The following is a 12936-nucleotide window of genomic DNA, read 5'->3' as shown; positions in this document are numbered from 1 at the left end:
GATGATAGCTCAATTAACCGCCTTTTCACAAAGGCGGTTTTCTTATAGTCACAAATTACTGGACCCCGCAAAGACAAAGTTTCCTTATTAATAGCGGGGGCATTACTCAGGCGGGAAAAATCCTTAAAGGATTGAGCAGTAAACCTTTAGTGTAGGAGGGGGCTATGAACCATGAATCTATTTAATGAAGAAATCGGAAGCTGGCAAGACTGGAGCCATGTCTCTCAGTCATTATTCGCTTTTACTGCTCTTGTTAATTTCATATTCCAAAAAGAAAATTTGCCGCCCGCAAAACTCGAAAACCTGCCGCCGGCAACGAATGCTGTTTTCAAATCTGGCGACTTTGTTATTAAAATATTCGTTCCACGCGAAGGAGGAATGGACCAGACAGCGGAAATACAGACAGAACAGTTTTCCATGCAGCGAGCAAATCGGCTCGGAATTCGCTCCCCTAAACTAATAGCACATGGTTTTGTGGAGGATAAATACCGTTTTGCTTACATGATAATGGAATATGTTCATGGGATCGGATTCGGCGAAGCCGTGAAAAGCATGACACAAATTGAAAAATCTGAAGCAGCAAAGCAGCTTCGCAAAATCACGGATATAATGAACACCCCTTGCCCACGGTTCAATGACATTGATGCCATCGCCGATGAAGATCGCGCCGAGAGATGGAATGTTTATCCAGATGACTTTAGATCGGATAGACTTACTTACATCACTTCTCGTGATTACGGCGAGAAAGTACATGTTCATGGCGATCTAAACAGCAACAACATTATCATTACCGATGAAGGTAAGCTCTGTATGATTGACTTTGCAGATGCCGTGCTTGCGCCGAAGGTTTACGAGGATGCGTACATTGCGGCCGAATTGTTCCAATTCGATTCTGTGCTGCTGCGCGGTTATTTCGGTGATTATTCCAAAGAAGAGCTTGTCGGAATCATCACGGATGGCCTGCTTATCCACGATTTCGGCGGAGATGTTGTCAGCAAGCATCTTGGTAAGCCAGAAGAGTTTCACTGCATTAATGATCTGCGAAAACGTATATATGAAAAGCTGACAAACGAACCGTCGGACCAGTGAACATTCGGGCAGCAATCGGACAGTATGAGAGACAAGAGAAGCAGCAACATCATGCAAAAGTGCCGGCTCATTCCGAGACCGGCACTCTTTGTTCGTAGCTACCGGCTGGAAGCAAGCAGCTGCGTCAGTACATGCGCCAGATGACTCACCGCTTGCAGCGTTTGCCTGTAAAACGTCGTCCGGCTCATATGGAACGCTTCGGCCAGCTGATTTTTGTTCAGAGCCTTGTGGAGAAAACTCTCCCGCAATATTCGCTGCTCAAGCTGCGTCAGCGGGAGCGGCGGGTTTTCGGCAGTTAGAACCGCCTGAACGCACGCCCGAACGGCTGCTCCCGGTATGTGCAGCTGCCGGATAACGGGTAATTGCTCGAGCTCCTCGACTTGAAACAACTGCTGCAAAATTTGTTTCGCCTCACTCGCATCGATCTTTATTTCCATCCCGCGTCCGAATCGGGGACCCTCTTCTTCGTGTCCCCCGATCGTCCCGGCTGGTCCCGTTTGCCGAATAATGAGCTGCACCCATTCGTCGAAGGTAATATGCCGGAAATCCAGTTCCCATCGGGTCATTTCGTTTGCCGCCGAATCGGCCTGCCGGAGCAAGTTCTCATTCTTGGCTTGAAATCCAAGTATCGGCAGCAAAGCGCTCATCTGCGGATCGGCCGTGACGATGATTCCCCGCCAGCCGCCGGTCATATGGATCAGCCATTGCTGCATGAGCAGGGCGCCCAGCTCTTCGGGACTATATAAGGATTGGTCCACGTCAACTGCAGCCAGAAGCACGCACAGGGTGTCTGCCGCTTCCGGAGAAACATCGCGATAGACAGGGCCTTCTTCTCCGAGTAACGGAAAGAACGAGGGGGCGTACCGCTCCAGCAGAGGGGCGGACAGCGCGTGCAGCCGGAGGCCTGCGCAGAAACCGAGCGGTGTGCCGCTGTCGCTGCGCACAATACAGATTCCTTCGGGACTATGCCTAGCGATCTCGTCAAGAACGGCGTGGCATTCCGCCGACCGGACCAGTTCGGACTGCCAGTCGGCGCGTGCAAGCGAATCGGCCAAAAACCGGTGCAGATAAGGCAAATCCTCCGGCCGATACGGCATAGGCTCTCCCGCCTGAAGAGTCGAAGAAAAGTCGACATAAGCATGGGCGGAAGGCAGAAATTCGCGATACAGTTCAAGCACATGGGCGGCAATGCGCATTTGCGTTCGCCGGTCCGCAGTATGAAACCGATCGGCCATCAGCCGAAACGCCCGATGGCGCAGCGCCCCGAACTGCTGCGGATCGCGGCGGCTGTAATCGTCTCTTAACAGGCGGGACACCACATGATGCAAGGACAAGCCTTGGGATGTTGACCGGATGAACGATAATTTGGCGAGATCGTAGTAGTCGGACGCTTCAAGAGGCTTGTCCAGCAATGCGTTCAGCGTGAACTGATCCGCCGCCGGCAGCAGCGACAGAACCGTCAAAGCCCGGTGCATGGCCGGTGAAGCGGCTTCCCGCAGCCAGTCGGCGCTCAGTATGGCCGGAATGTCATTCCACCGGCTTGTTCCCTCTCCCTCATGGGAGCGAAGCAAGTCGACGGTCAGCGCGAGGAGCAGAGGATGCCCGTCCGTTTTTTGAGCGATTTCCATTTGCGCTTTCGCCTCCAGACCGCTTCCGCGCAAGTAATCCAGCACCTGCTCCCGGTTGAACAGCTGCAATGCGAAGGTTTCGATCCGGCCGCTGCCGCCCCAATCCGGGTTTGTCTGCCATTTTACGGGAAGACCGCTTCTCGAGGCGACAATGAGCAGCACGCCGGCCGATCGGAGCCGGGACAGGAAGCTTGACAGCAGCCAGCCTTCCAGACGATCGAGACGTTCTCCGTTATCCAGTATCAACACGGTTCGCTGCCGCGATAGCTCGGTAACGATATAAGGCAGAAGAGGCGCCCCCGCCGCTCTGAATTTGCCGTATTCGCTCTCCAGTCCCATCTCGAGGCTCGACAGGAATGCGCTCGATGTGGCCAGCTCGCCTTGCCCGTCCAGCCATAGAGTGAGCGCGGATGCCCGCCTCGCCCGATGAGCCATCTCCATAAGCAGCGTCGTCTTGCCGATCCCCCCGATCCCTGAAACCGAAAACAGCTGCGCCTCGGCCAAAGGATCGGCGAGCCACTGTTCCAAGCGGTCCAATTCCCGGCCGAAGCCGATCACAGGGCGGCGGGACGCGGAGTTTTCTATTGCCGATAAGGATTCCATCCTATACACTTCTTTCCGCATGAAAAATTGAAACAAAAATGAAACACAACCATTTCGCTTCTTATTTTACACTAGGACAAGCATTCAAATAAACGATTTCATTAATAAAAGGAGATTTGTACTGCATGAAACGGTTATCTACTTTCTTAGCCATGCTGCTTGCGATCTCGGTTTTTATCGGCCCAATGGCTCTTTTTCCACCGATCGCGCGGGCCGATGCCAATTCCGTCCCGCCTGAAGCTTCCGGATGGGTGGTGGTTTCCACCGCGGAACAGCTGGCTTATATCGATCAAAATCAAGCCTCGTATCTCGACCGCAGCATCCGCCTGACGAATCATATCGATATGACCGGATTCGACTGGATTCCATTCGGGGGCAACGAGAACCTGGCTTTCAGCGGAACGTTCGACGGCAGGGGATACGACATTTCCGGACTTACGATTCATGATGACACACGGCAAAATGTAGGCTTCTTTGGTCAAATATCGGGGAGCGTTAGGGATTTGGGCATCTCGGTCCAAGCGGAGGGCGGCAGCTCCACGGGCGGCCTGGCCGGCATCCTGAACGGGGGAAATATTCTCCGTTCGTATACGCAGGGCACTGTTATCGGCGGAAATACCGGATCTATCGGCGGTGTGAGTGTGGCCGGAGGGCTGGTAGGGACGGCGCTTAATTCGACCATAGAACGCTCCCGCTCGTCCGCATCCGTGAAAAGCGGCGCCGCCTCCAATCAATATGCAGGCGGTCTTGTCGGATCGCAAGGCGCGGGTAAGATCAGCAGCGCTTACGCGACCGGAACGGTTACCAATTCATCCTTCTCCGGCTCTTTTTTCAATGCCGGCAGTTTGGCGGGACACATCATTTACGGAACGATCGAAAAAAGTTATGCGACCGGGGCCGTTACATCGGGCGGAGGATCGGATTATCTTCTGATGGGCGGTTTTGTGGGAGCTTTCACAGAATCTGCCTCTATCGACGATTCGTTCTTCGATCAACAGAGTACCGGACAAACCGCAGGTATAGGAGGTGGTTTCATCAACGGATCGCCGGATCTCACAGGACGGGCAACGGCTGACATGCGGCAGCAAACGAATTACGGAGGATGGGATTTCGTCAATACCTGGAGCATGAACCCGATTATAAATGGAGGCTACCCTTATCTGTCTCCCGTCATCCTGACGACCGAGCTGCCGAGGGCGAGGAAGGATGCTCCTTACTCATTGCAGCTCGAAGCTTTCAAGGATACGCCGACCGAATTGGGCTGGAGCGCTTCCTGGCTTCCGGCGGGTATGCGGCTGAGCGGCTCCGGCGTGCTGGAAGGCGTGCCTTCCCAGGCAGGTTTGTTCCCTATAACCGTTACGGCAATCGACGCAGGATTGAAAACCGCCGTTTCGCTTCTAATTTTGAGCGTTGACGAATTGGCGCCGGATCTTGCCGGGCTCGGCGTTGCACCGGGCAGCACGCTCGGTTCGACGAAAGCGACGGCTGTTCCCCTCGGAGCAGATTCTACCTTCGCTTATACCCTCGGTGAAGCGGCGGGCGCACGCCCTATAGTCGGAGCCGCGGTTCCGGACGGTGCGATACCATACTCGCTCGGAGAGGATATCCCCGCCGTAAGCGCAGGACAGGTTCTAGAAATCTACGAGCTCGATGAGGCTCATAAGATTCGGGCATGGAGCAGCATTCGCTTAGAAGCGGGTCATATTCAAGATAAAGTGCGTGTGACGGGCATCAGCCTGGATTCTACGGAGCTGACCCTTACGGCGGGGCAGTCGCCGCAGAAGCTGACGGCTGCGGTACAACCCGCGAATGCGAGCAACCAAGCGGTGAGCTGGAGCTCGAGCAATGCGTCGGTCGCTACGGTGAACCGAGACGGCGAAGTGACGCCGATCGCCGAAGGAACGGCGGTGATCACGGCCACGACCGCTGACGGTTCGTATACAGCAAGCGCGACGGTTACGGTGCAGCCGGCTCCTCCGACCACCGGAACCGTGACGGGGACGGTGTACGGCATCGGCAATGCTCCGTTGTCCGGTGCGACGGTGAAAATAAACGAAATCCGCAGCATCACCGGCAGTCAAGGGGAATTTACGCTGGCGGATGTGGCAGAGGGAAGCCATACCTTGACGGTAGAGGCTGCGGGATATAACGCCTATACGGCATCGGTGACCGTCGCTGCCGGAAAGACCGCCGATGCAGGGCGAATCGATCTGACTCTCGCTCCGGTTCCGGTAACGGGCGTCAGCTTGGATTCTACGGAGCTGACCCTTACGGCGGGGCAGCCGCCGCAGAAGCTGACGGCGACCGTCCAGCCTGCGAACGCGAGCAACCAAGCGGTGAGCTGGAGCTCGAGCAATGCGTCGGTCGCTACGGTGAACCGAGACGGAGAAGTGACGCCGATCGCCGAGGGAACGGCGGTGATCACGGCCACGACCGCGGAAGGTTCGTATACAGCGAGCGCGACGGTTACGGTGCAGCCGGTTCCTCCGACCGCCGGAACCGTGACGGGAACGGTGTATGGAACTGGAAATGCCCCGTTGTCGGGTGCGGAGGTAAGGATAGACGGAATCCGAGGAGCAACTGATGCTCTAGGTCAGTTTACGCTGGCGGATGTGGCAGAGGGAAGCCATACCTTGTCGGTAGAGGCTGCGGGATATAACGCCTATACGGCATCCGTAACCGTCGCTGCCGGAAAGACCGCCGATGCAGGGCGAATCGAGTTGACTCTCGCTCCGGTTCCGGTAACGGGCGTCAGCCTGGATAAGGAGGAGCTGACCCTTACGGCGAGCCAGCTGCCGCAGAAGCTGACGGCTGCGGTTCAACCCGCGAATGCGAGCAACAAAACGGTGAGCTGGAGCTCGAGCAATGTGTCGGTCGCTGCGGTGAACCGAGACGGCGAAGTGACGCCGGTCGCCGAAGGAACGGCGGTGATCGCGGTTACGACCGCCGACGGTTCCTATACGGCGAGCGCGACGGTTACGGTGCAGCCCGCTCCTCCGACCGCCGGAACGGTGACGGGAACGGTGTATAGGGCAGGGAACGTTCCATTGCCCGGTGTGACGGTATCGCTAGATGAAACTGGCGGCACTACCGATAATCAAGGCGGCTTTATATTGACGGACGTAGCGGCAGGAAATCATACGTTAACCGTCATAGCCTCCGGATACCAGACGTTTACGACATCGGTGACCGTTGTTGCCGGAAAGACCGTCGACGTAGGCCGCATCGATCTGAAGGCCGTCGAATCTTCGGGCTCCTCTGGCGGCTCGGACTCTTCAGATAGCTCGGATTCCTCGGACAGTTCCGATTCTTCGCAAGGCTCGGGTCCGATTCAGGTATCAAATCCGAACATGGAGATTACGGTGAACATGAACGGTCAGGACGTTCGGGTCATCGCGGTAAAAGAACAGGCAAGCGACGGCAGGTCGGTGATTCGGTTCGGACTGAGCGCGGAAGTTTTGAAGCCGCTGTTTGCCCCAGAAGGGACAGCCGTCATCAAGATAGATAACGCCGATCCGATCGTGAAGGTCGACCTTCACGCAGGAACGATGCAGGAAGTGCTCCGTACGCAGCCGGAAGCTGTAATACGCATCCAAGTGAACGGCGCCAGCTACAGTCTGCCGCTGCGTATCTGGGCCAGCGTGCCGAATAATGCGACCGTCACGGTAGCTATCGCCAAATCATCCGATGCGGCACGGAGCAAGCTGGATGCCGACTTGACCCGGCAAGGCTACACAATGCTCGCGCAGCCGATGGACTTTTCGCTTTCCATCAACGGCAGCGAAATGACGGATAACGACGGCATTTACACGGAACGGTCGATCGCGTTGGATGCCGCGGCAATTCCGGACCAATCCACCGTCGTTTGGGTGAGCGCGGATGGATGGCCGTATTTTGTTCCTTCCGTATTCGGAACGGGGGATCATCGCGCGGAAGCGACGTTCTTCGCACCGCATAACAGCTTGTACACCGCGATTCGTTCGGATCGAACGTTCGAGGATGTAAAGGGACACTGGGCCCAAGGCGATATTGAGCTGCTGGCGAGCAAACTAGTCCTTCAAGGCGTGAACACAAATTCGTTTGACCCGGAACGCAGAGTGACTCGAGCCGAGTTTGCGGCGATGCTCGTACGCTCGCTTGGATTGGCCGAAAAACCCGGCAAAGCGCTGTATAAAGATGTGCGGCCGGAAGCGGCCTGGTATGCCGGAGCGGTCGCGGCGGCTTCGGAAGCGGGACTCATTGAGGGCTATGAAGACGGAACATTTCAACCGGATGCGCTCATCACCCGCGAACAGCTTGCGGTGATGCTGGCCCGTGCGATCCGATATGCCGGGGAGCTTCCAGCTGCGGATGTTGCGGCGCTGGAACGATTTTCCGACAAGGCCGGCTTGGCCGGCTGGGCTGAGCAAGCGACAGCGCAGTTGCTGACTGCGAACATCATCGAAGGCACCACCGAAACGACGTTCAATCCGCAAGATCCTGCCACGCGCGCCCAAAGCGCCGTTCTGCTGAAACGATTGCTGCAATATTTGAAATTTATCGATTAACGTAAGAACCCCCCAAGCTGCGTGCCGTTCACCGGTACAAACTTGGGGGATTTCTTATTCCATCAACTAAATCGTTCCCGTGCTTAAGTTTCCGCCGCTGAAAGGAATATGCTTATTTTCCCAGAATTATAATAATGATGTTAATTTGGTTCGGGAGGCGATGTTCCGGTGATTGGGTGCAAGCTAAAAGCGATTGAACACTGCCCGGAAGAAATGGGTTAGATGTCGTGTATGAAGCTTGTACGGGTTCGCATCGCTAACGCTAAACTATAATGATGGTTATAAAAGATGGGAGATGTTCACATGAATGCAGCCAAAAAAGCGCAAATCCAAAAGTCGGTGACCGATAAAGTACCCGGTAAAGTACTCAGTAACCGCGAGTTAAATCGCGCACTACTGGCAAGGCAAATGCTGCTTAGCCGTGTGAAGCTCCCCGTCTTGGAGGCCATTGAGAAGCTGGCTGGGATGCAGGCACAATCCCCGAACGCCCCTTATTTCGGCTTATGGTCGCGGATAGAAGCTTTTCGGCATGAAGAACTGTCGGAGCTTTTGCGGGATAGGCAGGTTGTGCGCATGGCGCTAATGCGTTCGACTCTGCATCTGGTTTCTGCCCGTGACGCTTTGCGGCTGCGCCCATTGCTGCAGCCCGTCATGAACCGCAGCCTGAACGGAGCCTTCGGCAAGCAGCTTAAGGGAATAGACCAAGAAACGCTTGCTTCAGATGGAAGGAAACTGGTTGAAACGGAGCCCCTGACGTTCAGTGAATTGGGCATGCGACTTTGTGAACATTGGTTCGGTCTCGATCCGGAAGCTGCAGCGGGAGCGGTTCGGAATAGGGTGCCGTTAGTGCAAATACCGCCGCGGGGCATATGGGGGGAAAGCGGCCAGGCTATACATACGTCAATTGAAGCATGGCTTGGCCAGCCTCTATGCTCATCGCCGGAGCCGGAGTGGATCATTCGGAGTTACTTGGCTGCGTTCGGACCGGCTACAGTTATGGATATTCAGGTTTGGTCGGGACTTACACGCATTCAAGAAGATATAAGATCTCTTCGTCCCCATCTAATCACATTCCGCAACGAACGAGGCGAGGAGCTGTTCGATCTACCGGATGCCCCTCGGCCTGATGCAGATACGCCGTCTGTTCCGCGGTTCCTCGGCGAGTTCGATAATATGCTGCTGTCCTATGCGGACCGCAGCAGAATCATGGATGAGACGTACCGCAAACGTGTGTTCACGTCGAACGGAATCATCCGTGCAACCATTCTCATCGACGGATTCGTCGCCGGAACCTGGAAGCTGATAAGCGGACGTAAGCGGGCTGTTCTGCATATCGAACCATTTCATGAGCTTTCCAAACAAGAGCTAGATGCTCTATCTGAGGAGGGGGCTCGTATGCTTCATTTCGCAGTTTCGAATGCGGCGATCTCCGAAATTATTTTTCATTAAACAGTTAGCGTATCGAAGGCAAACACTGCTAAATCGATTCCGTGCTCAAGCTTCCGTTAAAAGGAATATCCTTATTTTTCGAGAACTATAATAAATATGCTAATTGGGTTCGAGAGGCGGTAGTCCGATGATTAACTGTAAGCTGAAAGTGATTGAACAAATGTCCGGAGGAAATGGGCTAGAAGCCGTGTACGAAGATATAACCATTCAAGGAGTGTCCATTGATTCAAGAACAGTAAAAACAGGCAATTTATTTATCCCGATACAACGGCAGCTCGATGGTCATGATTACGTGGAAGCCGCATATTCTCAAGGAGCGGCAGCTTCATTTTGGCAAAAGGATCATCCAAACCCGCCCCAACATATTCCGCTTATTTATGTAGATGATTGCTTGGAAGCATTGCAGGCTCTTGCAGCTCATTATCGGAAAGAATTATCCGTAAAAGTAATTGGAGTTACCGGCAGCAACGGCAAGACAACCACCAAAGACATGATTAATTCCGTGCTGGGAACAACATTCAGGGTCCACAAGACATCGGGTAATTTAAACAGCCAGATAGGACTGCCTTTAACTATATTGGAAATGGAAAAAAACGCAGAAATTGCGGTTTTAGAGATGAGGATGAGCGAACGAGGCCAGATCGAGCGCCTTTCAGAGATTGCTAAGCCGGACTTTGCCGTTATAACCATGATTGGTGTGTCTCATTTATCGACACTCGGGTCACGTGAAGAAATTGCCGCCGCGAAGCTGGAAATCGTCAACGGATTACCGGATAATGGCGTGCTGATCTACAATGGAGACGAACCCCTCCTGAGCGACAGGCTTAAAGAGATCACAAGCAAACAAGCGATATCTACCATTACATTCGGCGAAGGTGAAGCGAATGATTTTCATGTTACTTCAAGCGTAACGAACCCGGAAGGTTCTTTTTTCACCGTGGAAGATCATCCGTTTTTTATACCGCTTCTTGGCGCACATAATATTTCAAATGCGCTTGCAGCTATTGCTATCGCATCCAAACTGGGTCTAAGTCCAACTGAAATAGACAGTGGTTTCCGGGCTTTGCAAGTAACGGGCATGAGAATGGAGAAGATCGTCTCATCCTCAGGAATTGCCATTATAAACGATGCATGGAATGCGAGTCCAGTCTCCATGTCCGCAGCAATCAAAACATTCGAGGAATTAACAGGTTATGCAAGAAAGTTTCTAGTCCTGGGAGATATGCTCGAATTAGGCGATCAAGAACAGGAATTTCATCGGGAGATCGGTCGCATCGTCGACTCCGGCAAAATTGATTTTGTTTATACTTTCGGCAATCTTGCTAAGCATATAGCAGAGGAAGCACAGGCACGGTTCCCTGAAGGCCATGTCCAATCTTTTTTAGATAAAGAAGAATTAATGCAGGTTTTAAAGAAAATGGTAAAGCCAACTGACGCTGTACTACTCAAGGGATCAAGGGGAATGAAATTGGAGTCCGTCATACCAGAGCTTCTGTGTTGAGCGATATCCAAAGTGACCGAAACAGACTGCCGCAGTTGTCTGTTTGTTGTTGCATAAGGATACGTATGCTGATCACGATAAAAACTTTTTTGATTATACACTGGGACGCCATCGAAGCCATACATCCGGCAGAAAAACGGAAGAATTCAAATAGCAGGTATTGAGGAAAATGCAGCAGCGATAGGAGAAAGGAAGGGGAATAAACTGGCGCTGCAGCTTGTGGCGCCAGTTTATTTTTTTCAACATTGTCCAGTGCTGCAACGAGGCAGCGTAAAACATTGTATAACCATGATAAGCAAGATATTTTATTTCTTCCGAAGGCAGGTCATTTACTTAGATAATAATGAAAAAATTAGGGGCAGTCACCCCTAATTTTATTCATGTTAAGATGTATAATTTAATGTTCCACCATAATTAAATATTTGTTCCAGCGGTTGACATATATTCGCGCTATTTCAGATCAAATCCTTTGCTTTTCACGTATTCCGTATACCCCTCCAACGGCAAATCCTTATCCAGCATGGCGATGAATTTCCCCGACCAGCTCGCCTTCTGCTTGTTATTCGTTCGCGCGCCGTAATACGCCTCCAAGTCCCGGTCATAGCTTTCAACCTGTTCTTTAAGATCGCGATCGTACCGGTTTTCAAAAAATACGGCGAAACGCGGCAAACGCGGCTTTTGCTCGGGGTGCTCATCAGGAACGCCGACCGCAAAACCGACCAAAGGAATAACGAAGTCCGGCAGGTCCAGCCATTCGTCCAAGGAGGGGAGAGCGCTGTTAATGCCGCCGATGATTACAACTCCGAGCCCCATCGATTCCGCCGCCAAATTGGCGTTTTGCAAAGCAAGCGCCGCACTCAGCACAGCGGTTTGGTAAAAATAGGAGAAGCTCAGGTTGCGGCTCATTTTTTCCTGCTGCTCCGGTCCCGCAGCCAGCATCATGCGATGAAGATCGGCGCAAAAAATAAAAAAGTACCCGCATTCCTCAATCGACGGATTTTCCGAATGCACCGCGATCTTCTTGCGAAGCTCATGATCCGTGACGCCGATGATCGAAAACGGCTGCATATGCGCAGAAGTCGGCGCCATTTGCGCCGCGTCGACAATGGCTTCAATTTGCTCGGCGGTCAACGGAATATTTTTAAACTTACGAATAGAGCGATGCTGATGAATTAATTGTAGGACCTCATTCATAAAATGTTCCTCCAGACAATATGGTTTCTACGGAAACTATATGAATAAAAAAATTTGAAAATATGGTTTCCATGGAAACTACAATAGCAAGAAAATGATGCTTTGTCAAATGGTTTCTACGGAAACTATGCTATAATGAAAAGAAAAAAAGGTAGGCTTGTCTTATGACAGAGATGAATGACGATTTGCTTAAGCTCAAAAACCGCATCGAAAAATCCATGTACCGGATTTTCATCAGCGAGAGCGACGAGGATAATGACCGGGCTTGGATCGTGGAGCGTATTACCGACGACAGGCTGAAAAAGCTGGTGCCCCGGCTGTCCGTCTCAAGCCTGCATATTTTGGACGTCATCCATCGGCATGACGGTATTAAAGGGGTCGATATCGCCCGCGAGATGGATATAACGAAAGGGACCGTTTCCAAAATTACCCGTAAATTACTGGAGCAAGGCCTGATTCGGAAAACCCAGCTGCCGGACAACCTGAAAGAAATTTATTTTTCCGTGACTCCGCTTGGCGCCGAATTGGCTGAACTGCATCGGTTATTTCACCGGGAGCAGGATCAAAAAGCAATGGAACTGTTAGCGAGCTTCGACTTAGCGTCGCTGGAAATCGTGGCAAACTTTCTGGAGAAGCTGGCTCGTTTGCGGCAGCTTTAATGACGCTGATCATCAAATATCCGAGCCAGGATAAGTCCAGCGGTATGATGTGAAGTCCCCGAATCGGTGGAATTGGAAATTTTCTTGGCTGTAACAGCTGGGAGTGCCGAAAAAAGGACAGCTCAAACTAAACCCAGCAAAAAATCGAGATAATATCCAGATTTTAACTGGGAATTATGCCAGGGACTTTAGCAAAGGAGGCGTTAATCCTTCGCAGGCGTCACCTTCTTCCGTGGCGTATAGAGTTGGCCGTTGCGTAGCAGCAC

7 protein-coding genes are annotated in these 12936 nt (G+C 52.6%); 5 read left to right on the top strand and 2 right to left on the bottom strand.

Features of this window, described 5'->3' with window-relative positions:
- Positions 1-171 precede the first annotated feature (171 nt).
- Positions 172-1089, top strand: coding sequence for an aminoglycoside phosphotransferase family protein (locus N0M98_RS14030; protein WP_259618261.1), 918 nt, complete (start codon positions 172-174; stop codon positions 1087-1089).
- Positions 1090-1187: 98 nt separating this feature from the next.
- On the opposite strand, the gene N0M98_RS14025 is transcribed toward N0M98_RS14030, so the two are convergent.
- Entirely contained in the window at positions 1188-3320 is a 2133-nt protein-coding gene (locus tag N0M98_RS14025) for a P-loop NTPase family protein (protein WP_259618260.1), read from the bottom strand.
- A gap of 125 nt (positions 3321-3445) precedes the next feature.
- Between N0M98_RS14025 and N0M98_RS14020 the strand changes: the two genes are divergently transcribed.
- The 3 genes from N0M98_RS14020 to N0M98_RS14010 all read left to right on the top strand — a co-directional run bounded on the left by N0M98_RS14020 (position 3446) and on the right by N0M98_RS14010 (position 10817).
- The gene (locus N0M98_RS14020; RefSeq protein WP_259618259.1) at positions 3446-7867 is read left to right on the top strand and encodes an Ig-like domain-containing protein; all 4422 of its coding nucleotides are present in this window, start codon (positions 3446-3448) and stop codon (positions 7865-7867) included.
- Positions 7868-8170: 303 nt separating this feature from the next.
- Positions 8171-9316 (top strand): winged helix DNA-binding domain-containing protein, encoded by a 1146-nt coding sequence (locus tag N0M98_RS14015; protein ID WP_259618258.1) that lies wholly within the window; start codon positions 8171-8173, stop codon positions 9314-9316.
- Between the two features lie 127 nt (positions 9317-9443).
- Complete coding sequence (locus tag N0M98_RS14010; RefSeq protein ID WP_259618257.1) at positions 9444-10817, top strand: UDP-N-acetylmuramoyl-tripeptide--D-alanyl-D-alanine ligase; 1374 nt, start codon at positions 9444-9446, stop codon at positions 10815-10817.
- Positions 10818-11267: 450 nt separating this feature from the next.
- Here N0M98_RS14010 and N0M98_RS14005 read toward each other — a convergent pair whose 3' ends face one another.
- Positions 11268-12011, bottom strand: a complete 744-nt coding sequence (locus tag N0M98_RS14005) for an NADPH-dependent oxidoreductase (RefSeq protein ID WP_259618256.1) — start codon at positions 12009-12011, stop codon at positions 11268-11270.
- A gap of 164 nt (positions 12012-12175) precedes the next feature.
- On the opposite strand from N0M98_RS14005, the gene N0M98_RS14000 reads away from it, so the two are divergent.
- Positions 12176-12670, top strand: a complete 495-nt coding sequence (locus N0M98_RS14000) for a MarR family transcriptional regulator (RefSeq protein ID WP_259618255.1) — start codon at positions 12176-12178, stop codon at positions 12668-12670.
- The last annotated feature ends 266 nt before the right edge of the window (positions 12671-12936 follow it).

It is taken from the genome of Paenibacillus doosanensis, assembly GCF_025060755.1.
Classification (GTDB): domain Bacteria; phylum Bacillota; class Bacilli; order Paenibacillales; family NBRC-103111; genus Paenibacillus_S; species Paenibacillus_S doosanensis.
Note: the sequence above shows the minus strand (reverse complement) of the source record. Positions and strands in the feature narration are given on the sequence as shown.